Origin of the sequence: Desulfobacter hydrogenophilus, assembly GCF_004319545.1 — a bacterium.
Classification (GTDB): domain Bacteria; phylum Desulfobacterota; class Desulfobacteria; order Desulfobacterales; family Desulfobacteraceae; genus Desulfobacter; species Desulfobacter hydrogenophilus.
On record NZ_CP036313.1, the window covers coordinates 2,210,630 to 2,233,855 of the forward strand.

The window sequence follows — 23,226 nt, forward strand, 5'->3', positions numbered from 1 at the left end:
AATTATGATTTTGCATTCCAAATATGACATAATTTTTCTGAGCAAGAGTATTATAACACAATATATTGTGTGTAAAAATTAACAAAACACTAAAAAAAATAAGCGAATGGGGAGTCATAATATTCTCCTTAAAATGAAATATTGCCGATAAAAGTTAAACCGAATCCGTCTGGATCATCATTCAGAGATTTTCCCCATGATTTTTCGGCAAGTATTTGGGACTTGCTGCTCTCTTTGAGTTCAATAATGTAGACACTGCCGGCTGGTACCAGCTTAGAAAAAGCCTTAGGCCCATGTTTTTCAAAATCCCAGCCACTCACGGCCTGCCACCGCTCCACATGGGCACTGCGCAACCGGACCTCGATACCGCTTCCTGGGTGAGTTTTAAATTCTGCCTTTTCATCGGGTATCAGCCAATCCGGTACCCATCCTCCGAATTTACCCGGACTTGCCAGAATCAGACGCAAATATTTTTTATTGTTCAGCCAGGCCGGGCAAGGTGGTAAAAACGGCTGGGTTTTTTCGATCGCTGCGACTCGTCTCTCTCCGCCCAAATGGCAGGAACCTTCCAGATGATCATTACTCTCTATACCTTTTACCTGTATGCCCATGGCAAAGTATCCCGGCGTTTCTTCTATGCCGCCACTTTCCAGCCGTATACCCTGGGAGGAAAACAGGCGGCCGTGATCTGCGGTGCCGGTATGAGCAGAAATGGCGGTATGAATACGCAATTCCAGCTGGGGCCAGCCAAGCCCTAAATTTTCAGGCTGCCAGAGGCGTTGCTTAAGTTTGCCGTGTTCCAGCCAATACAAAAATGTATCCTTAAACCAAAGATCCGGTTTGTTTTTAGCTGGTTTTGAATTCACCTCCCGGGTCGGAATCATCCAGTTTGATAAGTTAAGATCTGTTCCACCCATCTGGTCAGCTGCCTGATAGGAAAAAGGAATAATATTCAAATCATTTGTATTCTGATCTTCTCCTTGAAAACAAAAGGCGTCTGCCGGAGCTGGGAAAAGGGGTTGCCAGTCCTGGTCGAACTCTTTTCGCCATAACGGCAGGCAACAGTTGCGAACCTGTCGGATCATTTCAATATTCTTGAGGCGGTCAGGACCGGTGAAATAGTCTTTAGCCCGTTGCTCGCCGACGCGTGTTCGGATCAATCCACTGACCGTGGACGGCCAGGGCCAACGCAGAGCTCCGCCGTGAACATGGCCTTGCTCGCCAAAGGGGCGGCCGTCACGAAAAATGAGAGGATCGCTGCTTGTTATGGTGAAATTCATCAATTCATCTCCTTTTTTGACCAGTGAGCATCGGCCAGTTTTTTTGCCCTGGCCAGTTGAAGTGCAATGACAAGCTCATCTGAAATATGCCGCAGATCCTTTTCTCCTTGAATAATGAAGGCCGCATCATCAGAACAAAGCTGTTTTGTGGATCGGTCTCGTTTACGGCCGATTATCCGCAACGCCTCGGCGCAGGCGGGGTTTGCGGGTTCCGTGGTGTTTTGCCATGCCAGCGTGGGACCGCATTGATCCGCAATCCGGCGTAGCTGATATCCCAGGGTGCTGGGCAGCCTCTCTGCAATGATGGCTTCCTGGTAGCGTTTAAGTCTTACAGGCAGACCGGATATCCCTTGCCAAGGCCCGTGGATGCTCAAAGGAGAACCGCTGCGTTTATCCTGAATGACGGCAAGACAGTTTTTTCCTCCGATATTTTTAGCGGTATGTTCTGCCTGGCGGGCCAGGGCCAGGGCATCTGCCAGTGGCGTTCGCTGATGAACAATGACCATGCCTAAAGAAAATGTGGGCGGGGCGATTTTCAACGCATTGCCAACCTTTTCCATAATCTTTAAAAACAGATTATTAAACGCTTCAGCGCAGTTCAGGGCACTGTCAAGCGGTGCATAGGCCATGACATCATCGCCACCGGAATAAACAATTCGTCCGTCATAGCTTTTAGCTATGTCTTGAACACCTGCGGCAAAACTTTCAAGAGAAGCAGAAAATGCCCGATGTCCATCAGCAGTTGAGATGGCATCTAAGGTTTTGCCCATGTTGTCCCCGTCGCCAAGGAGCAGGCAGGCGTATGGTGATGGCTGGCTGGTCGCTGTCCACAGTTTTTTCAATGTTTTTTCAAGTGCAGCCCAGGCTTTTTGCCTGTCTGATTCAATGAGTTTTTTTTCCTCTTCCAAGACTGCCGGGTGAAGAAGGTCGCTGGATAATCCTTTGGGCCAACCCTCCCATAACGGAGGATCCGCAAGGGGGCTGCCTTCTGGAAAGTCGGGATAAAGATTTTTCACCATTTCCATATTCGGAATCAGTTCTGCAATATTTTTGTCTTTTATCGCTGCTTTTTGAAGCCCTGCCAAATAGGGCCGGGCTGCCACCTGGGCCATATTATCAAAATGAGGGCGGTCAGCATTATTCCAAGGTCCGAACCGTTTGACCACACCCAAGACATCAAGGTGTTCCCCTTTTTTTAGTTGGAAACTGCGTTTATCCTTCGCTTTTACGCCTGTAAGCACAGCCTCTCTGATGCCGTCCAGGCTGGATTTTGCAAGGCCTGTTCCATCCCAGGCCGGCGCCTTAAAAGCCCGAAGGGACTTTCTGCCGCCAAGTTTTGCCTCCACAAGGGAACGGCACTTTTTGTATTCCTTTTCTTCATAGGGCACCCAGGCGGCAAAAAACTCGCCAAAGTCATCAATTTGTTTATTGAACAATTCCTGGTTCAGACTGGGCGCTTTTAATGCCGCCTCCCTGCATATTTTTTCCCAATGGCCGATAAAGGCGTCTCGGGCTTGGGCCGTAAGTGAAGCAGGATCGCTGCCTTCAGGACTTACCGCGAATATTTTGTTGGCCACATTCAACTGTGAATTGGGTTGAAGCAGTGCTTTGTCATCAACAGCGGGAAAAATTAGCTCACAGCCCTGATCATAAAGGACGGCAGCCACGGACTTTGACAGTTCTGAAAGTAAATGGGAACCGTACCACAGATCCTTTAACTTTCTTGCAGAGGCAATGAACTCCTGAACCGGACCGACGGCAATATTGATAAGATATTTACTCATTATGCCACCTTCGTCATTTTCAGATAGCGTAAAAGCCCGTCATAGGGATTTTCTTTGCTCTGAAGGATGTTTGTATTCTCCAACATTTCCTTGTCGGTATAGTCAAGAGGACGTTCTCCAGGTGCCAGGGTGTAAGTGCCCTTAGCCGGGCCTTCAAGCTGTAGGGCTTGGGGACCTTTATCATTTAAAATGAGACAAAGACGGGCGATGTTGCCGTCCCCCAATTTTGTCACTTTCAGGATGACCGGCGACGGCCAGCGCTCCTGTGTTTCTCCTGCTGGTAAAAGGGTATACTTACCAGCAGGATCGCCGCTGCCACTTTTAAATTCGGTCAAAATCGGTAAACCATAGGCTCCTCTGGGAAACCATTTGTCGGCAGGATGTATAGGATCGTGATTGGAATCATGTTGCCCGGTAATGAGTCGAATGGCATCCGGCTCCGGCCAGTAACTTCTTCCAGGTCGATTACCTCCTGGCCGACGCCCAATACCTGGTTTCTGGCGAAAGGCTCCATATCTGTTCAGGTATGCACACCATTCCTTGGCAGCGTCATTATTATCAGTGGTGATAGCTTTAAAACGAGCACCGGAAAGTCTGGGGTAAGGACTGGTACTTAAGTTCTCTTTCTGATTTTCTGTCAAATTTTTTACAAATTGGTCAATGTCACCTGTGGTCTGAAATTGTTCGGCGATTCCTTTGCAGTATAAGGAGCCACATCCCCTGCGGGTACGCGCCCCAAGGCCGCCAAAGAGAATCCACAGCTTTATTGAATTGCAAACTTCGGTTTCATGTTCCCGAAAGCATGTCACTTTAAATATGAAATTGAGATCGCCAATCAGATCACAGTCGTCACCGGGATTGAAAGTGTTCTGGAAAGGAAAAAGCACATATCCCGGTACCTGGGCATTATCATATTGAAGGTATTTATCATTGTTCCCTCCCCAGGGTATTCGTTTGATGGTTGGCTTTCGAGTTAAATTAACACTCAAACGCACTGTTGAGGCTTCTTGGGTGCTTCCCCACAGACTATCCTCCCTTGTTTTAAATTCAGCTGAATTTACTTCATTTTGCATGGTGCGCCACCAGAACCGAAGCTGCCCTTTAATGGACTGAGTGCGGACTGGATTTTCAAAATCCGGGACCCAACTTTTTGTCCCGCCCCCGGCCATCGGTGTCAGCAGTTCGAGTTCATATTCGTGTTTTATGAACCTATCCCTGGACATTGTGAAATCCGGGTCAATTATCGACTCGTCAGTTGTTAATTTCCTTGCCATAATTCACCTTTACAGATTTTTTTTAATTTCCTTGTTGTTTTTGGTAAATAAACCATAGTCGTCTGGTGAACCCCAAGGCTCAGTATCTTTCTTATCCATTTTCACTCCCTGTTTCTAAAAAGTCATACCATACTATGTTTTGACTTTTATGGCCGATCGTACAATCGAAACCGCCTGTGTTTGAAAACATGTGTGGTTTTGATGCTGCCGTCCGGCTGCACATCCTCCAGGGCATCTCTTTGGGTCACGGAGTAGACTGGGATTAACTGCGCCCTCAGTGCAAAATTAACCAGATGCCAGGTGGCCCCGAAATCCCCCTGCACCAGGACGACATCATTTTTATCCGCTTCCTTTTCAAGCCACTGCTCAACCGGAAGAATGATGTCTGAAATATCATCCAGATCCGCCGGAATCTGCTCCCATATTTTTTTTAGTCCCGGAGGAAGCGTTATGATGGATGTAACTCCCCAAACATCTTTGGCCTGGGTCTCCTGCTCCAGGGTGAGCAAGTGGTTAAACACCAGAAACATTTTCCGGGAAGCTGTAACTTTTTTTCTATACATTTGAATCCGTCCCCTTTTTTTCATTATGCTTGTGCCTTCAATGAAATCTGCCCCAGCCCAAAGGCTGTATTTTTCCCGGCATGAACGGTTTCAGCCATGCGCAGAAACGGCAGAAAAGGTCCAAGGTCACCCTGGTAGGCCACTTGTCCGAGGAGGCCGCCCATATACATTTTCGTCTCCTGGCGCGAGGAGTAGCGCTGCCAGTCAAACCAGGCCAGACGGTTGTCTGTCAGGCGCACCCGGCAGGCTTTTTTCACCAGTTCCGGGTAGTTAAGGGCTGGTTCGCCATCCCCGTATGTGTTGAACAGGGCGGTACACCGGCGGATCAGGGAACGCATTAAAAGGTCAAAGGGCAGGTCGGGTTTCTGGCCGGTTTTCGTGCTGATCCTGAACGGGGTTTGCAGTTTCAATGTGACATGGTCCGGGATTTTGTTTTGATCCGGGGTCAGGTTAAGCGTTGGTAAAACATCCGGTATTGTCACCCGGCCGTCTTTTTTTGAGTAAACCGTTTTATCGCCAAAGGTGACGGATTCCAGGGTAAACCCAGCCCGGTTGCCGTTCAGTCTTTTACCCAGGCCAATGCGGCCCATCTGGTCAAAGGCATAGACAAAATAGGGCAGGTGCCGGTTCAGGTCTCCGAAAAGGACCATGCCGCATATCAGTGTTTCACCGGCAGCGAAGTCTCTTTTTTCCGTTAAAGGCGGTTCCAGGATCATGGGGTGCGGTGGGGCGGATATCTTACCGTTTTCCGGTGCCGGCAGGGCATGTGCGGTTTCAAATATCAGGGAATAGGTGCAGTTTTGCCTTAAAATACAGGTGGTACAGGTTTGGTTTTTAAGCGCACACACGGTTCGTTTCAACGCATGACCCAAAAGCCCTCTGAATGTGGATCCTTTGTACGCGGGCAGAACAGCGTCCCGGGTCAGTTTGATGTGAAACAGGTATTTTCCGTATTTCATAGGTGTATATATTCCTTGGGTATTGTTTTGTGGCCGTTGACACTATCTACGGAGCTGATTCTCGGTTTTTTAAAAAAATCTGTCTGAAAAAGATTCTTTTGAAAAAGAGTTCTAAAATTTTCATGGCGGGTAAAAGAACATTTTTTCGAATTCAGCCGGGACATTTATTAAATTGTGATTGTGTGCCGCTTTTTTTTTCATATATATTATATGTTTGTCAAGCTTATTGTGATGACATTTTAAATCTTGACTTACTTTGTTGTCTTTATCAATATGTACTGTTTGAAATGAGGAATCTCAAGGTGTTGATTCTAAAGGGTGCGGGTGGTATATCTGATCCCTGTATGGTTGATGCAGACGCTTTTTGAAAAAAATCTATAGATCAAATTATTTCGCTGATAATCCTGCCTATACCTATCATAATCAATACGAATTGTAATTGGTTCCGCGCATATGATTAAACGGGTATTGGTATGAAAGAGGAGTCAATATGAAAAAATGGCTGATTGAAGAGCTTATATGCCCGCAATGCCTGGACAGTGATATCGTACTCAATTTTGATATCTACACTGAGACGGATGGTGACATTATTGAGGGGCGCCTGGTCTGCCCCCAATGCAAACAGGAGTATGAAATCCACGAGGGGATTGCCGTGGTGGTCCCTGAACAGACCCTGCCTATGATTCAGGATGCAACGGGATACAACTCTTTTTCCATGCTCTCATCCTATTTATGGAGCCATTATTCAGAGTTTTTCAACGGCCCGGATGCCACGGACGCCTATCAGAAATGGGCCCGGGCCTTTGGTTCCCAACGGTCTGGCTGGGCCCTTGATATCGGGTGTTCCGTGGGGCGACTTACCTTTGAGATGACCCGAACCCATGACCGGGCTGTGGGCCTTGATACTTCTATCTCCTTTGTCCGGGCTGCCCGCGAACTTGCCGCCAAAAAACAGCTGGCATTTGATCTGATCATGGAGGGGCAGATCACTGAAAAACGGGCCTGTGACCTGGATCCCGCCTTTGGCTTTGACCAGGCTGAATTTATTGTTGCCGATGCCATGGCATTGCCTTTTCGGTCCCGGCGCTTTGCCACGGTAAGTTCCGTAAACATCCTTGAAAAGGTGCCGGACCCATTGTTGCATTTGGCCGAAGCTAACCGGGTTATGGATGAAACAGATGCAAAAATCCTTTTTTCCGACCCCTTTTCCTGGGATGAAAATGTCAACAACCCTGATCGCTGGCTTGGGGGCACCAACGAAGGTTCTTTCAAAGGGTTTGGCATGGATAATATTTGTAGACTGCTCCAGGATTCGAAATCTGTGTTCTCTCCGGGCTTTAGGATTCAGGATAAAGGGCAGGTGTTGTGGAAAATCAGGAAAACCCGAAATCTGTGGGAGCATATTACCTCCCAGTTTGTTGTCGCTGAAAGAACAGCCATGGGCTGATCTGGACTATCAATACCTATACATAATCCACAACAAAACATGAAAGCCACATAACGGCTTGCTATAACTTTCATAAAAAAACAATATAGAGAGGTGTCTATTTTGGCAGAACAGAAACCAGGGATTTGCGGCTTATGTTTCCACAGCCCCGGATGCGGTGTCATCGTCCATTTTGATGATGACGGCAAAATCGACTGGCTCACCCCGGACCCTGAGGCGCCCATGGGCGAAGTGCTTTGCCCCATGGCTGCCAGTGCAAAACAGATTATCTATTCGGATGCACGTATCAGACAGCCTCTGAAACGAAAAGGGCCCAAAGGGAAACTGGATTTCGAACCCATCTCCTGGGAAGAAGCCTTTGACATTATCGCTGAAAAAATGGCGGCCATTAAATCGGAATACGGGCCCCAGGCCCTGGGGTTCTACGCCGGTACAGGCTCCTACGAACGGGCCTTTAAAGATGCATTCCAGCTTGGCGGTTCCCAGATCTACCTTGCCCCAAGTATTTTGTTCCCCTATGGATCGCCCAATGCCTTCGGGGTGGGTGCACCCTGTTACACCTCCCTTGGTGTGCTGGCGCCCCAGTTAACATATGGTTGTCTGCACACGGACATGTTTTCCGATGTGGACAATTCAGATCTTATTTTTGTCTGGGGCACAGATCCATCCACATCCACGCCCCCGGCCCTGTTTGGACGCCTGGTCCGGGCCGCCCATGAAGGGGCACGGATCATTGTCATTGATCCCAGGCAAACCGCATCTGCCAAGCTGCCGGACAGTCTGTGGGTGCCCATCCGGCCCGGTTCGGACGGGGCCCTTGCCCTGGGCCTGTGCCATATTCTGATCCGGGAAAATTTAATTGATCAGTCCTTTGTACAGGAATGGACGTTAGGGTATGAAGAGTTTGCCGAATATGTCAAGGCATTTACCCCTGAAACCGTTGCCGGCATCACCGGCGTGCCCCAGGACCTGATTATGGAGCTGGCCGAAGAAATTGCCGATGCCGAAGGCGCAAGCTATGTGATGTATACTGGTTTGGAATATACCAAATCCGGTGTTCAGAACATCCGGGCTGTTATGGTACTCTGGGCCCTGGCCGGGCAGCTGGACGTTGAAGGGGGCCGCTGTTTTGTCCCCCGGGAGAACCAGATCCACCTGAGCAAAGATCACCAGATTGCAAGCCCTGGGTTTGATACATCCATCGGTGCAGGCCATTTTCCGGTGTATGCCCATTTCTGCGGAGGCGAGCCCCATGCCAGCCGTCTGCCGAAATCCATTTTAGAGGGTGACCCTTACAAAATTCACGGTTTGTTTATCCTTGGCGCATCCATCCTCACTGCCTGGCCCAACCCCATTTTATGGCAAAAGGCGTTTGATGCCCTGGATTTTCAGGTTTCCATTGATCTGCAGCTTACCCGGGATGCGGCCTGGGCGGATATTGTGCTGCCGGCCACCACCGCCTTTGAGCAGTCATCCTATTGCTTTTACGGCAATGCTGTCCGGTTGCGGGAAAAAATGATTGATCCGGTGGGGGACAGCAAACCCTGCTTTACCATTTTAACGGAACTGGCCCGGAAACTTGGGTATGCCGAAAAGTTTCCTGCCAATGAGGCAGAGCTGCTGGACCTGGTCTTAAAAGATACCGGCATTACCCGGGCGGATATGGAACAGGATGTCCGGCTGACGGTGCGCAAATCCGCTGACCCCATGGCCTATCGGAAATGGGAAACAGGAGGTTTGCGAAAAGATGGAAAGCCGGGCTTTGAAACCCCGTCCGGCAAATTTGAGATTAAATCCACCCTGCTTGAGCAGATGGGGTACGACGGACTGCCAAAATATGAAGAGTCCTTTGAAACCCCTGTCAGTCGTCCTTTGCTGGCCAATCGGTTCCCTTTGGTTCTAGGTACGGGTCCTTTTAAGCCGGACATGAAATCCTGTCTGCGGGCCGTGCCTGATTTTATTGAAAAATATCCGAATCCCATGGTCCAGATGAATCCCGAGGATGCCGCAGATCGAAAAATTGAAACCGGCGATACGGTGGTGGTGAAAACGGCCCGGGGGTTTGTGGAGATGCGGGCCGATGTATCGGAAAATATTATGAGAGGGTTTGTCTATGCGCCGGTGGGCGGCGGCGGGCCTTTAGGCCCGGAATCCTGGCGAAAAGCCAATGTCAATGTACTCACCGACCTTGAGCAGTTTGATCCCATTTCCGGGTTTCCCGTGTATAAAACCCTGATGTGCCAGGTGAAGAAAAAACGCAGAAGGCGAACCATTGTGGTTCAGGATCCAAGTCTGGGATGTGTGGGATGATGTTTTACCCATTGATATTCGGGGGATTTAGAAGAATCGCAATTTCCTGGTAATGTGAAACGCAAAAAGGGGGAGACTATTCAGTCTCCCCCTTCTAAATATATGCCGCTAAGCGCTGAGTAGATGCGCTACTTCGGAATAATTACATTTTTTTATGGCAGTCGTTGCACTTGGTGCCGACTTTCAGGCCTTGTTCCTTGTGGCAGCCTATGCAGTTTTCATGAATGGCTGATTCAAGGTGCATGATGTCAATGGGTTTTTTCTTATTTTTACCCTGGAAGGTTTTGTCTGCTGTTTTGGCTTTGGCGCGGGTGTGGCACTCTTCACATTTCTGGACATTGTCGCCTGCTTTAAGATCGGCAAGGGGTTTGCCGTCTTTGTCGTGATGGCAGTCGCCGCAGGATAGTTTGTACTCTTCATGATGTTTTTTATGGGTGAATTCAACCAGTTTAGATGGTTTTTTTGCATCCGGCCCTTTTTTGCGCTTGGCATCTAAAAGTTTGCTTTTCATTGTAATGACGTCTTCTACATCGGTCCCTGCCTGAATTCCGGAGGCAGTGAAAAACACAGCAATTCCTGCAGCCAACAGGAGGGTAAATAATTTTTTACTCATAACCTCTTTTCTCCTTTATAAAGTTAAAACTATAGTGCTTTTACGGCTGTATAGCCGATTATATCCTTATAATTCATTTCCACTTTTTACACCCAAGCCCTAGGCAAAGTCAATACCAAACAAGATTGCCAATCACTGGTTTAAGCCTTGAATTTGTAGCTAAAATTTGATTTTTAAGACGCTGTCAGCAGTCTTTGTGTTGTTATATGAAAGAATATGATAATTAAGATAGATTCGGCATTTTCCCCATCAGGAAATTGACCCGGATCTGTGTGTCGCCATGGGTGCTGTTATCCAGGCCGGCCGTGAATTTGTTTAAAATCCGGAATTAAATATACATGGAATTACCCCCGGAATTATAATTTTAAGGGATACAGAATATCGAATGGTTCAAGACATCGACACCCTGTTTAAGGTCTTACGAAAAACAAATCGGACCACTGGCAATCTAAAGGTTCCGTCCACTTTGGCTTTTAAGATGGTTCCCACTGACCGGGGGATCTGTCTTACCATTGTTGACGGCTCCGGTAAAGAGGTGAATCCAGGCTATGAATTCTATTCAGGCCTTGAGCGAAGCGTTTTAAAAGAGATTGCCAGGCTTCGGGAACAGGAGGCTTTCAACATTGACTGGGATGAGCAGCCATCTGACAATCAATTCTATCTCAACGGTAAAGATTATCTGCTCTCCCTGCTTCTTTCTTCGGACTGCTTTGTGGATGCCAAGGGCGAAAAGATACAGCTGGCCCCGGGGGATGCCCGGGTCAGGCTCTCCATCGTGCAAAGGAAAGATCAAGAGGCGCAGGACAACAACCTTGAGACCTCAATGGCGCTGTGGCACGGCCCCAAACAGCTCCCCTCCCTGGTCCCGGTAACCCAGACCCACATGCTTGCCGGTAATACCATCTACAGGGTTAAGCCCCTTGGCAAAAATTATGATTCCCTTTCTTTGTTTGAAACCGTTTTAAGTTTTGATCTTCTGGAACAATACCTGACCCTTTTTTTTTCTAATTTCACCAATGTGGAAGTCTCTTATTCCGGATATACCGTCATTAAAGGGGAACCTAAAACAACCCGGCCTGCCCTGATATTTGAAAATGTCTCCCAGGATCAATCCCTGCATCTGAGGGTCTCAGCCACCTATCCCGGATTTTCACCGGATTTTTTTGACAATTTTGACATGGATCAAATTGTATCAATCAACGAGATGGAAAAAAATATCGTCATCAGTCCCCTGGTTCACGGGGATATTTCCGCCTGTTTCCATGACATCCAAAAAACCTTAAAACGCCATGCCCGAAACCTGAAACAGGATAAGGCCATCTATGCCCAGGACAATTTTATGGTCATCGAATCGGCCCTGGCACGACGATTTATTACCCTGGAACTTTCCTCCCTGTTGTCACGGTACACAATTCTGGGGGCTGATAAACTTGCATCCTACAAGGTGAAATATGTGCAGCCCAAACTGAATCTGCACCTTTCCCACGGCATTGATTTTCTTGAGGGTGAGGCAAACCTCACCCTTGACGGGGAAACATTTACAATCAACGATGTCTTAAAACAATATCAAAAAAACGCATATGTGCGGCTGAACGATGGTTCAAGCGCCGTTATCAATCCCGATTATATGGAAACGTTGACCCGGATTTTCAAAAAACAAAAATCCGGAATAAAGGTTTCTTTTTTTGATCTTCCTTTGGTGGAAGAACTCATTGGCGAAAAAATCGCCAAAGAAACCTTTAACCAGTCCAGAAAGATTTTTCTGGGATTCAACCAATTAAAAGACTCCAGAACACGGATGCCCGCCGTCAATGCGACTCTCCGGGGATACCAGAAACAGGGGTTCAGATGGCTTTCCTATCTTTACAAGCACAAATTAGGCGGTTGTCTTGCCGACGACATGGGGCTTGGAAAAACCATTCAGACCATTGCGCTTCTGGCGTCAATCTATCCAGAGCAAAAACATCCAACCTTGATCGTAATGCCCAAGACCCTCTTGTTTAACTGGGAAAGCGAACTTAAACGGTTTGCGCCAAAATTGACATCCGGCCTTTACTATGGCCAGACCCGGGACATAAAAACAATGGGTTCCCAAAATATCATTTTAACCACCTACGCCATGGTGAGAAACGATATTGAACAATTAAAAGAAGAACACTTTCATATGGTTGTTCTGGATGAGTCCCAGAATATCAAGAATCCCAATTCAAAAACATCCAGGGCGGTGATGCTTTTACAGACCGACCACCGGTTTGCCTTGAGCGGCACACCCATAGAAAACAATATGAGCGAACTCTATGCCCTGTTCCGGTTTTTAAATCCAGCCATGTTCGGCACCTTTACCGATTTTTCAAAAAATTACCTGAATCCCATCCAGAAAAATGATAATAAGGCCGTGGCAAAGGAACTGAAAAAAAAGATATACCCCTTTGTCCTGCGCCGGCTTAAAACACAGGTGTTAAAAGACCTTCCTGATAAGATGGAGCAGGTTCTCCATGTGGACATGAGCCGGAAACAGGCCGCACTCTACCACCAGAGACGGCTGATGTACAAAAGGGCCATTCAAGAGGAAATTCAGGCTAAGGGATTGAAAAAATCCAAGCTTTTTATCCTCCAGGCCATGGGGGAACTTCGCCAGATTGCCTCTATCCCTGAGATTAAGAGTGACAATAAAATCATCTCCCCGAAACGGGAAATTCTCATGGATCATGTGGCGGATGCCGTGGCCGGCAAGCACAAAGTGCTGGTGTTTGCCAATTATCTGCACTCTTTAGAATGCGTTTCCCAGGATATGGAAGAGGCCGGCATCCATCATCTGGTCATGACCGGGGCCACCCGGGATCGAAACCATATTGTGGAACAGTTTCAGCAGGATGATACCTGCCAAGCCCTGTTGATGACCCTGAAAACCGGGGGGCTGGGCCTGAACCTGACGGCAGCCGAATATGTATTTTTATTTGATCCCTGGTGGAATCTTGCCGCGGAAAACCAAGCCATTGACCGGGCCCACAGAATGGGCCAGAAAAATACCGTGTTCAGTTACCGCCTCATTGCCCGAAACACCATTGAAGAGAAGATCCTCATGCTCCAGGAAAAGAAAAAAGAATTGTTTGATTCCCTTATTTCCAGTGACAACGCCTCTATCAAACAGATGGAAGAAGAAGATATTGATCTGTTGCTGGGAGAATAATGACTATGCTTCTTGATCAAATAAATACAATGAAACCCTGGACCATAGGCCATAAAAGATGTCCTGTTTGTGGAAAAGGTGCAAACTTTTATGCCGCGGAACACCCCGCATGCAAGGACTGCTTTTTAAAAGCGTTGGAAATCGAACTTATAAGGGAAGATATTAGCCACTGGAGCCGGGAACGTTTTTCCCTTTCTCTCTCTTCTTCAGGTGCCATGAGAGACCGTCTTTTGGCGTTAATCCATTTCAGAAACTTCCAAAGCATGGAAGACATGGCAGAACTTTTGATTGACAATCTGGGGTTTGATTCAGACCACCCCCTGGCCTGGTATACCCGGCAAAAGGCCTATGAAGCATGTGTTTTCTTTGAAGACAGTGAAAAAATGTTCGAAACCGTTCTGAGCACTAAAAAATTTGGTTCATGGCAGCAAAAGGCGAATATGGTCAAGCTGTGCTGTGATAAAAAATCAGAATCCCCTAAAATTATTCAGTTTATTGGACAAATGGCTAATGATCCAAGTCCGAATGTAAGAAGCCATGTGGCAGGCTCCATCCGGGATAATAAAAAGGGCTGGGCAAAAAAACTGTGTGCCCAATTGCGTTATGATAAAAACGCTCTGGTCAGGGAAGTCTTCGAGAGGATACAGTACAACCGTGAGACAGCTTATAACCCAAAGCCGTATATCTGGCGGGAAGAAGAAGCCGGGATGATTGAGAGAGCCAGGACTATAAAAAAACAGGTCGCCGCCTACAATAAAATGGAAATGGACATCCGTTGCTACTGCGACTTTCCAATGCAGAATCAAGTTTACACCCTTTATTTAAGCCATCTCCCCGACCTTTTGGACAAAAACAAAGATACAGAAAAAAACTATGCAGCAAAAGAACTGGCAGCGCTTAAAGAAAACACCGAAGATTCTTGTGTCAGACTGCTTGCCGCTGCCGTATCCAATGATTTTTTGTTTAATACCATTCTGGAAAAATTGCCCGAAGACGTTGTCGCTTTGATTTATATCATGGCGTGGGAGTGTGAAGAATGCGAAAGCTGTATAGCGGAGCAAAAGCTTGTTCAACTCATGGATAAGGATTTGCCCGCAGACACGGTTGCAGATAAAAAAACGCCTTTGCATGAGTCAGTGAAAAAAGATCCGGCCTATTTTATGTTCAAAGTGACAAAAAATTATGCATATTACCGTCATGATACCCATTTCATATCTATTAGTTACCCTTTGCGGCCTTTCATCAAAAAACGCCTGCCCCCACCAGCGTTTGCCCGCCTTGTCCCTTTGGTTGATATCAAGGGCAAGGTTGAATGGATGCATGAAGATGACCAGGGCATTTTTCGGCAATTGCCCCCCATTTTAAGCTTTATTGCCCAAGGCAATCTCAAGTTTACTAAAAATGGCAAAGAGGTCCTTAAGGGATCTTTGAAAAAAATGACCAATGCCTGCGGGATTGATGAATTTTACATTGATGACGTCAATGAACTCAAATATTTAAAAACAAAACTTCTTGCCGATTTTTTCAACTGTATGCCCCCATGGAAAGCAAAGGAACTGGAAGACCCGACGGGCTTTTTAAAGACAAGAATCAATCAATACTTTTCCTTCGAAGGATTCACGGGTCATAGCAGTCGCAGTATGTTTGCCCATGTCAAGCGTCAGATGGAAGACTTTGATTCAAACGATGCTGAAAAAAACATGCGCAAAAATTTCAAAAAAGTCCTCAATCTTTTACCTGAAAAAAAATGGATTGCCACCCGCGACCTTGCGATGACGGCATTTTATGACGGCATTGATTTCAATCCTTTTTCAAAGGCCTATGAATTCACCAGCCTTTACATTACCAGAAATTTGCCCCATTACACCCGCCGTGACAACATATATCTCCAAAAGCTTCCAACCATCGACATTCTGACCCTTCCCTATATCAAGGCCATGATGTTTCTTATGGGTGCCTTAGGGCTTGTGGAACTGGGTTATTCGACGCCTGAAAACAATATTTTCAGGCAATACAACAAATCCTGGCTCAGCATTTATGATGGATTAAAATATGTGAGATTAACCGAGTTTGGAAGTTATGTTATCGGCAGAAAAACGCGTTTTACCCATGATATCGTAACCCAATCAGCCGAGATTGAGATTGATGAACACAAGACCATGCTCTCAATATACGGGAATGATCCTGTCAAGCAGATGGCATTGGAGGCTCTGGGTCAACAAGTCACCAATTCAAGCTATATGGTCAGTTACCAGTCTTTTTTAAAAGATTGCAGTACCCATAAGGATGTTGAAAACAAGATACAATTTTTCAGGGACAATATTATTGCAGAACCGCCCCCCATCTGGGAAATTTTTTTCAAGGAGGTCCTGGCACGGATGAATCCCCTTGAACAGGTGCCGGCCATGTCTGTTTTCAGGGTAAAACCCGACAGGGAACTTCTGACGCTTTTGACAAGGGACAATATACTGAAAAAATACGTTTTCCGTGCAGAAAACCACCATATTCTCGTTAAGACATCCGATTTTTCTAAAGTTAAAAAACGACTGGCTTTTTTGGGGTTTTTTATCAGCTGACCATGACCATCTGCGGTTTATCCGTCAGCATATTCGTTGTTGTGAATAGGTAGTCTATTTAAACATTTCGATTAGAATCTTTTAAGATGGCATCAGACTGCATGCAAGCAGGTGATGTGCAATTGCTGATGCCTAAACAGTCAGGCCTTGTTAATTCTTCTATAATTTACTGTCTATATCATCTGTTTCCGAATCTTCATCAAATTCATGGATTTCCTCTTCCTGTTCCTCTTCATCATTATTTTCGTCGTCTAACTTAGACTTTTTGCCGAAAATTTTTGCGCCGAGAATACCGATTTCATACAAAAGAATCAGTGGCATGGCCATCATGATCTGGGTAACCACATCCGGTGGGGTAATGATTGCTGCGCCCACAAAAAACAGAAGCAGGGCATATTTCCTGTTTTTCTTTAAAAAAGCGGGGGTCACTATACCCATGCGGGCCAAAAAGGTCAGGACAAGGGGCAGCTCAAAAACAAACCCAAAAGCCAGAAGCATTTTGGATGCAAATGAAAGGTACTCCTTCATGGAAGGCATGGCCTGGATGGTTTCCGTGGTAAAGCCTAGGAAAAATTCGAATCCGTATGGAAAAACAATAAAATACCCGAATGAGGCCCCGGCAATAAAGAAAATAAGTGATAGAATGATTATGGGCAGCATATATTTTTTTTCATCCCGGTACAGCCCCGGAGAAATGAACATCCAGAATTCATAAAACAGTACCGGGGTGGCAAGGATAATGCCTGCCAGCAGCGCCACTTTAAGATAGGTGAAAAAGGCTTCGGGCAATCCTGTAAAAATTAATGTTGCATTGCCGCTTTTTGCCATGGCGGTTACCAGGGGTGCCGTGAGAATGTCAAACAGCTGTTCCTTGAAAAAATAGGCCGCAACAAAACCTAAACCCACCGCAATAAAGGCGTGAATCAGGCGGTCTCGCAATTCGCCCAAGTGCTCGGTAAAAGGGCTTTTCTCTTCCTGGTCGCTCATGTCGGATACCTGATGGGTTTATTCTTTCGGGGTGGGTGTTTCTGTTTCGGGTGAAGCCGGGGACGGGGTGTCTGCATCCGGGCTATCCTGTGTCGATTCAGGGGGTGTCTTGGCTTTCAGGCCATGCGCCTTGTCCGGTGTCTCCGATTTATCAGAAGTCTGCAGTGGTTTGGGATCTTCTGTACCTATATCCTTGATAGCATCCTTGAGTTTTGTTTTAACAGGCTTCGGCTTGGCTTCTTTTACCGTGGTTTCTATATCAATGGAATCTTTCAGATCCTGGGCAGATCGCTTGAATTCCCCCATGGCTTTGCCAAGCATTTTTGCCACTTCCGGCAGTTTCTGCGGGCCTATGACTATAAGGGCAATGGCCAGAATCAGCAAAATTTCCGGCATTCCTAAACCAAACATATATCGGTGTTACTCCTTGTTTATGGACAGACACTATAATTAATTATTTAGATTATCTTTACATTGAACGTGGTTGAGTGTCAACCGAGACCCAGGTCATGGTTTCTTGTTTGTCACTTTTTTTGAAGGCGGTCTTCGTCTTTTGTAAGGCTTTTTGCCCTGATTGGGACGTTTTGTTTGATTTTGTTTAGACGTTTTTTTTGAAGGACGTGGGGCCGGTTTTGGCAGGTCTGCCTCCAGGGCCGCTGTCGGATATTCGCAGCTGACCTTGTGACCAAGAACCTCTTCAATTTTTGGGATTTGAAATGAACTCATTTCATCGGCAAAACTTACTGAGGTGCCGGTGGCGCCTGCTCTGCCGGTGCGTCCGATTCGATGGATGTAATGCTCGGGTTCGATGGGCAGATCATAGTTGACTACATGGCTGATGTTTTCAATATGAAGTCCCCGAGCTGCCACATCTGTTGCCACCAGAAAATTGAGAGTCCCGGTTTTAAATTGGTTGAGCACCTTGAATCGTTTGTCCTGGGCCACGTCCCCGGACAGGACTCCTGCGTTCAGGCCGTACCTGGATAACTCTTCCGACAGATACCGAGCGGTATCCTTACGGTTGACAAAGATGATAACCCGCTCAAGTTTTTCACTGATTAATAGGTTGCAGACATTTTTAAACCTATCCTTTTCCGTGGTCAGATAGACAATCTGGGTGATGGAATTTGCAGCGGCTTGTTCAGGGTCAATTTCAATGCGCACGGCATCCCGGGTCCAGGATTCGGCCAGGCGGAGCACATCTTCTGTGAGGGTGGCGGAAAAAAACAGGGTCTGGCGTTTGTCCTTGTGGGGTGTCATGTAAATCAGGCGGCGGACATCCGGAATAAATCCCATGTCCAACATTCGGTCTGCTTCGTCAATGACAACAATTTCAACTCGGGACAGATCAATCAGTTTTTTTGAGATAAAGTCCAGAAGACGTCCAGGGGTTGCTGCTATGACGTCCACGGGTTTGTCCGTGAGAAGGGTCTGTTGCTTTTGATAATCTGTGCCACCAAAAACCGGGACAATCCGAAGATGGGAATATTTGGCAAGTCCCTTAAAGTCCTTCTCAATCTGGTACACCAGCTCCCTTGTGGGGGCAAGGATCAGGGCCCTGGGGTATTTTTTTTCCCGCTTGACGGATGTGCGGACAAACCGATTAATCAAGGTAATTATAAAGGTGGCGCTTTTGCCTGTGCCGGTCTGGGCCTTGGCCGTGGCATCCCGACCGTCAAGGGTGTGGGGAAGAAGCTGGGCCTGGATATCTGTGCAGTATTTAAAGTTAAGGTCACAGATGGCATGCATCAGCCCTGTGGTAAGCTCAAAATCATGGAACCGGGTTTTCCCCTCCTGGGGGGCGACCTGGAAATTCTCTATGGTCCAACGCGGTTTTCGGGGTCTTGGGCGGGGCTTTTTAACCGTTCCAGCGTCCCTGTCAGGGGCTGGTGTAGCCGGTTCGAGTGTCCGGGGTTCCGGAATAGTGGCGCTAACATCTTGTTTTTGGGGTTTTCCGGTAAAAAGTGTTTTTATGAAGCTGAATAATTGTTTCAAAATGATTTAAACATAACTCTCTAAAGGTAAATATATAGGGCTCGGAATCAGATTTAATGATTAATGCTTTTTTAACAGACACACCGTTTTTTGGGAAGTAAAATTTAGTTTTGTGGAATGGTACGGGTCTGATTCTTATTTTTAAATACCCTTGAGTATAGCTGAACAGTCTTCTAAACTGCGATAATGTAGAGAAAAAGTCAAAAAAACTTGACTTTTCAATTGTTTCACGGTAACAAAGTTTAATAAAAAATAACCTGAACCAGGGTGATGTAGAATGCTGTTATTGTCTAATTTCTTCATGGCTGTTGCCATTGTTCTTGACTATGCTTTAAATATTTATATGTGGATCGTTATTGCCTCGGCCGTGCTGTCTTGGGTGAATCCGGATCCGTACAATCCCATTGTTCGATTCCTTCGCAAGGCAACGGAACCGGTGTTTTACCAGATCCGCAAATATCTTCCCGTGACCTTCGGGGGTATGGATTTGTCCCCGATAGTTGTATTTTTAGTTATTATTTTTCTTCAAAATTTTGTTGTAAAGAGTCTCATTGGTCTATCCCGTTCGATGTGATAACCATAAAGGGAGTTTATTAATGGGTGTTACACCACTGGTGATTAAACAAAAAGAATTTTCCACCCGCTTCAGAGGGTTTGATGTACAGGAAGTGGATGCCTTTCTTGGAGAAGTGGCAAGGGAACTTGAATCCCAGGAAATTGCCCTGGAAAAGCTAAGGCAGGAAAATCACCGGCAGAATTTGGAAAACCAGGGTTATAGAAAACGCGAAGAATCAATGAAAAATGCCATGATTCAGTCCCAGAAAGTACTGGATCAAATGAAGGATAACGCGGAAAAATCGGCCCAGATAACCATTGCCAACGCAGAAGTTGAGGCTGAGAAAATCCTGAACCGGGCACATAAACGTCTTTCACAGTTGCACAGCGATATTACTGAACTTAAACGCCAGCGTATCCAGCTTGAAATGCAGATCAGTTCGGTGCTTGAGTCGCACTCAAAATTGCTCGAGATGACCAAAGAAGAAAACAAAGCGGCCGACGAATCAGACACGGCCCTGAAATTTATCCGTCGGGCCTGATTCCTTTCATATAAAGAGCCATGGGTTGACCTGGTTTATCAACGATTTGGCTTAACCCGCACCGAAAAGAAAAATAAAAGTAATTCAATGTGTTAATTTGAATTTTATATGTCACCTTTAGTGACACGCCCTTGTCGTATCGGGCTGTGTTGCGTTGTGGACAGGCGTTTTCAATATTCTCAATTCCAGGGGCCAACGACAACATAAAAGGGGAAGAAATGGCTGAAATCGATGCATTTTTTAAGCTTATGCATGACCAGGGAGCATCCGATCTGCACCTGACTGCGGGTCAGCAGCCTGCGTTAAGACTTCACGGCGACATTGAGCGAATCAAATACGATAAACTGACCAATGATAAGCTGCGCGGAATGCTTTATGAAATCACCTCCCAGGAAAAAATTAAGGAATTTGAAGAGACCGGGGATGTTGATTTCGGGTATGAAATTCCCGGTCTTGCCCGTTACAGGGCCAATTATTTCATGCAGAAAAACGGCATAGCCGCCGTATTCCGCGAAATTCCATCGAATATCCTGACTGCCGAAGCGCTGGGTTTACCGGCGGTGATTTCGAAACTGGCAGACTTGCCCAGGGGGCTTGTACTGGTGACAGGACCCACCGGTTCCGGTAAATCAACCACCCTTGCTGCCATCATTGACCAGGCCAACAGAAACAGAAAAGACCATATTATTACCGTGGAAGATCCCATCGAGTTTGTTCACAAAAGCCAGGGCTGTATTGTGAATCACAGAGAAGTGGGGACCCATACCAAAACGTTTTCCGCGGCACTTCGCGGCGCCCTGCGTGAGGATCCGGATATTATCCTGGTGGGTGAGCTTCGGGATCTTGAAACCATTTCCCTGGCTGTTGAAGCTGCTTCCACAGGTCACCTGGTATTTGGTACCCTGCATACATCCAGTGCCCACAAAACCGTGGACAGGCTTGTTGAAGTTTTTCCCAGCACGGAACAGGCCCAGATTCGATCCACACTGTCAGACGGCCTTCGTGCCATTGTGGCCCAGGTGCTGTTTAAACGGGTTGACAAAAAGGGTCGGTGTGCCGCATTGGAAATCCTTGTGGCAACCCCTGCAGTCAGAAATCTCATCCGCGAATCCAAAACCCATCAGATCCCTTCTATGATCCAGACCGGCAAGCAGTTCGGGATGCAGCTTCTGGACGATGCCATCATGGCGCTTTACAAACAGGGAAAAATTAGTCCCGCGGATGCCTATTCAAAGGCAAATAACAAATCACTGTTCCGGCCGTTTCTTAAACATCCGCCTGCGGATTTCACCGAAGCATGATCACAGGTTTTGCCCAATAAATAGGAGTAAGGCATGAAAAAACAGCAGCTTGATTATATACTTACCAAAATGCTGGATTCCCATGATAATGTGTCGGACTTAAATATTACGCCGGGAAAACCCCTTCAGGTGGAAAGTTCAGGACAGCTTTTGGCCGTTGATCTGGGTCCGGGATTTAGTATTCTGACGCCGTTTCAAACCGAGGTTCTGGCCCTAAATCTTATTAATAATGACAGAAAACAGCTTGAAACTTTGCTGCGGGAAGGCAGTTGTGATTTATCCTATCAGCTGAGTACCAAGGCAAGATTCAGGGTAAATATTTTTTCCAGGTCAGGCAAATACGCCATTGTATTAAGAAAACTTGAAACCACCATCCCTTCCATTGAAAAACTCAATCTGCCGGAAAGTTTTCATAAAATGGCCGAAGAGAAGAACGGCATCATTTTTGTTACAGGTTCCACAGGGTCTGGTAAATCCACCTCACTTGCCGCACTTTTAGATAAGATCAATAAGACCAAATCCGTGCATGTCATTACTCTGGAAGATCCCATAGAGTACCAGCATACCCAGAAACGTTCTACCTTTAACCAGCGGGAACTGGGTATGGATTTTGACACCTTTGCCTCGGGCCTGCGGGCCGCTTTGCGCCAGGCCCCCAAAGTAATTCTGGTGGGAGAAATGCGTGATCGGGAAACAGTTGAGATCGGACTGGCCGCTGCCGAGACCGGCCATCTGGTGGTCTCGACCCTGCACACCGTGGATGCCGGGCAGACCATCAACCGACTGCTGGGGATGTTCTCCACGGAAGAGGAAACACAAATTCGCATTCGTCTGGCCGACACTGTTCGGTGGGTGGTGGCCCAGCGCCTTTTGCCCAAGGTGGGCGGGGGACGCGTGGCCGCCTTTGAAATCATGGCCACCAACTTACGGGTTAAGGATACCATTTTAAACGGGGAGTCTGAAGGCAAGACTTATAATGACATTATTGTTGCCGGTAAACCCCAGGGGATGATTTCCTTTGACGAATTTATTGTAAATTTGTATGAAGGGGGAAAGATAGATGAAAATACGGCCATGGCCTATGCGTCACGCAAGGATATTGTGGGCAGGGGGCTCGACCGGATTAAAAGCGCCAGGGGTGAATCCACTAGTGGCATTCAGTCCCTTGAGATTGACCGCGGTTATGGGGGAGAGGAGGATGACTCATTATGAAGATTGCTTGCCCAAAATGCGGCAGTAATGCAAATCTGCCCGATGATAAGATTCCAAAAGATAAGGATTTTTCATTTAAATGTCCCCAATGCGCAGCCTCTGTCTCAGTCAAGGCGTCGGCTGGCAATCCCGGGGGTGGTGGTTTTGAGCAGAATACAGCCGGCATGGTTCCGGATATTCCTAAGTTTCAGACCGGTGGATCGAAACAGGCGCTGGTCTGCATCGCACCGAGTCTTGGCCGCAACCGGATTCTGGCTGGACTGAAAAATGCGGGATTGAAGGTTCATGTGTCTGAAACGCCGGCCCAGGCCTTGAAATATCTTGAATATTCTGTTTATCCGCTGGTGGTGATAGATGATGCCTTTGATACTGATAAAGTCATCGCTACGTACATAAATAATATGGATATATTCCTTCGCCGCAAGATTTGTCTTGTCCTGCTTGGGCCGGGGCTTGAGACCGGCGATGCCGTGACCGCCTTGGATTTGAGCGCAAACTATGTGATAAAATCCCAAGATCTTGAGCAGGAAGATGCCTCCCTGGTGAATAATGTTTTGGCCGTGGCCCTGTCTGAACATGAACAGATGTATGCTGTGTTCAACGATTCAATGAAAGCTGTCGGAAAAGCCTAAGATTTT

At 46.9% G+C, this 23,226-nt stretch carries 18 protein-coding genes; 9 read left to right on the forward strand and 9 right to left on the reverse strand.

Going from position 1 to position 23,226, the window contains the following annotated elements; translation table 11 throughout:
* Positions 1–128 precede the first annotated feature (128 nt).
* The 5 genes from EYB58_RS09725 to cas6 all read right to left on the reverse strand — a co-directional run bounded on the left by EYB58_RS09725 (position 129) and on the right by cas6 (position 5,860).
* Complete coding sequence (locus EYB58_RS09725; protein WP_111955836.1) at positions 129–1,280, reverse strand: type III-B CRISPR module-associated Cmr3 family protein; 1,152 nt, start codon at positions 1,278–1,280, stop codon at positions 129–131.
* Positions 1,280–3,064 carry a type III-B CRISPR-associated protein Cas10/Cmr2 gene (gene cas10 / locus EYB58_RS09730; RefSeq protein ID WP_111955834.1) on the reverse strand — a complete coding sequence of 595 codons (1,785 nt, stop codon included), beginning with the start codon at positions 3,062–3,064 and terminating at the stop codon, positions 1,280–1,282. Before cas10 ends, EYB58_RS09725 begins: the two co-directional genes overlap by 1 nt.
* Positions 3,064–4,338, reverse strand: coding sequence for a type III-B CRISPR module RAMP protein Cmr1 (gene cmr1, locus EYB58_RS09735; protein WP_111955832.1), 1,275 nt, complete (start codon positions 4,336–4,338; stop codon positions 3,064–3,066). Before cmr1 ends, cas10 begins: the two co-directional genes overlap by 1 nt.
* A 146-nt stretch (positions 4,339–4,484) precedes the next feature.
* Positions 4,485–4,901, reverse strand: a complete 417-nt coding sequence (csx20, locus tag EYB58_RS09740) for a CRISPR-associated protein Csx20 (RefSeq protein ID WP_111955862.1) — start codon at positions 4,899–4,901, stop codon at positions 4,485–4,487.
* A gap of 23 nt (positions 4,902–4,924) precedes the next feature.
* Positions 4,925–5,860: a CRISPR system precrRNA processing endoribonuclease RAMP protein Cas6 gene (cas6, locus tag EYB58_RS09745; RefSeq protein WP_111955830.1), complete on the reverse strand. Its 936-nt coding sequence runs from the start codon at positions 5,858–5,860 to the stop codon at positions 4,925–4,927.
* Between the two features lie 490 nt (positions 5,861–6,350).
* Here cas6 and EYB58_RS09750 point away from each other — a divergent pair, with 490 nt between their 5' ends.
* Both EYB58_RS09750 and EYB58_RS09755 read left to right on the forward strand, forming a co-directional pair.
* Entirely contained in the window at positions 6,351–7,307 is a 957-nt protein-coding gene (locus tag EYB58_RS09750) for a class I SAM-dependent methyltransferase (RefSeq protein WP_111955826.1), read from the forward strand.
* A 93-nt stretch (positions 7,308–7,400) separates the two neighbouring features.
* Complete coding sequence (locus tag EYB58_RS09755) at positions 7,401–9,617, forward strand: molybdopterin-containing oxidoreductase family protein (RefSeq protein ID WP_242637609.1); 2,217 nt, start codon at positions 7,401–7,403, stop codon at positions 9,615–9,617.
* 142 nt (positions 9,618–9,759) lie between these two features.
* On the opposite strand, the gene EYB58_RS09760 is transcribed toward EYB58_RS09755, so the two are convergent.
* Positions 9,760–10,230 (reverse strand): cytochrome c3 family protein, encoded by a 471-nt coding sequence (locus EYB58_RS09760; protein WP_111955822.1) that lies wholly within the window; start codon positions 10,228–10,230, stop codon positions 9,760–9,762.
* A gap of 385 nt (positions 10,231–10,615) precedes the next feature.
* Between EYB58_RS09760 and EYB58_RS09765 the strand changes: the two genes are divergently transcribed.
* A complete protein-coding gene (locus EYB58_RS09765; RefSeq protein WP_111955820.1) occupies positions 10,616–13,420 on the forward strand; it encodes a DEAD/DEAH box helicase in 2,805 nt (934 codons plus the stop codon).
* A 5-nt stretch (positions 13,421–13,425) separates the two neighbouring features.
* Positions 13,426–15,996 (forward strand): hypothetical protein, encoded by a 2,571-nt coding sequence (locus EYB58_RS09770; RefSeq protein ID WP_131072038.1) that lies wholly within the window; start codon positions 13,426–13,428, stop codon positions 15,994–15,996.
* Positions 15,997–16,155: 159 nt separating this feature from the next.
* Here the strand turns inward: EYB58_RS09770 and tatC are convergent, their stop codons facing one another.
* The 3 genes from tatC to EYB58_RS09785 all read right to left on the reverse strand — a co-directional run bounded on the left by tatC (position 16,156) and on the right by EYB58_RS09785 (position 18,978).
* Positions 16,156–16,983 (reverse strand): twin-arginine translocase subunit TatC, encoded by an 828-nt coding sequence (tatC, locus tag EYB58_RS09775; protein ID WP_111955817.1) that lies wholly within the window; start codon positions 16,981–16,983, stop codon positions 16,156–16,158.
* Between the two features lie 18 nt (positions 16,984–17,001).
* Entirely contained in the window at positions 17,002–17,394 is a 393-nt protein-coding gene (locus EYB58_RS09780) for a twin-arginine translocase TatA/TatE family subunit (RefSeq protein WP_111955815.1), read from the reverse strand.
* Between the two features lie 96 nt (positions 17,395–17,490).
* The gene (locus EYB58_RS09785) at positions 17,491–18,978 is read right to left on the reverse strand and encodes a DEAD/DEAH box helicase (protein ID WP_111955813.1); all 1,488 of its coding nucleotides are present in this window, start codon (positions 18,976–18,978) and stop codon (positions 17,491–17,493) included.
* Positions 18,979–19,255: 277 nt separating this feature from the next.
* Between EYB58_RS09785 and EYB58_RS09790 the strand changes: the two genes are divergently transcribed.
* The 5 genes from EYB58_RS09790 (at position 19,256) to EYB58_RS09810 (ending at position 23,220) form a co-directional block, all read left to right on the forward strand.
* On the forward strand, positions 19,256–19,552 hold the full coding sequence (locus tag EYB58_RS09790) for a YggT family protein (RefSeq protein ID WP_111955811.1): 297 nt from the start codon (positions 19,256–19,258) through the stop codon (positions 19,550–19,552).
* A 22-nt stretch (positions 19,553–19,574) separates the two neighbouring features.
* Complete coding sequence (locus EYB58_RS09795) at positions 19,575–20,075, forward strand: DivIVA domain-containing protein (RefSeq protein WP_111955809.1); 501 nt, start codon at positions 19,575–19,577, stop codon at positions 20,073–20,075.
* A gap of 218 nt (positions 20,076–20,293) precedes the next feature.
* Positions 20,294–21,376, forward strand: coding sequence for a type IV pilus twitching motility protein PilT (locus tag EYB58_RS09800; protein WP_111955807.1), 1,083 nt, complete (start codon positions 20,294–20,296; stop codon positions 21,374–21,376).
* Positions 21,377–21,409: 33 nt separating this feature from the next.
* Positions 21,410–22,588, forward strand: coding sequence for a type IV pilus twitching motility protein PilT (locus tag EYB58_RS09805; protein WP_111955805.1), 1,179 nt, complete (start codon positions 21,410–21,412; stop codon positions 22,586–22,588).
* Positions 22,585–23,220, forward strand: a complete 636-nt coding sequence (locus tag EYB58_RS09810) for a zinc ribbon domain-containing protein (protein ID WP_111955803.1) — start codon at positions 22,585–22,587, stop codon at positions 23,218–23,220. Before EYB58_RS09805 ends, EYB58_RS09810 begins: the two co-directional genes overlap by 4 nt.
* Positions 23,221–23,226 lie beyond the last annotated feature (6 nt).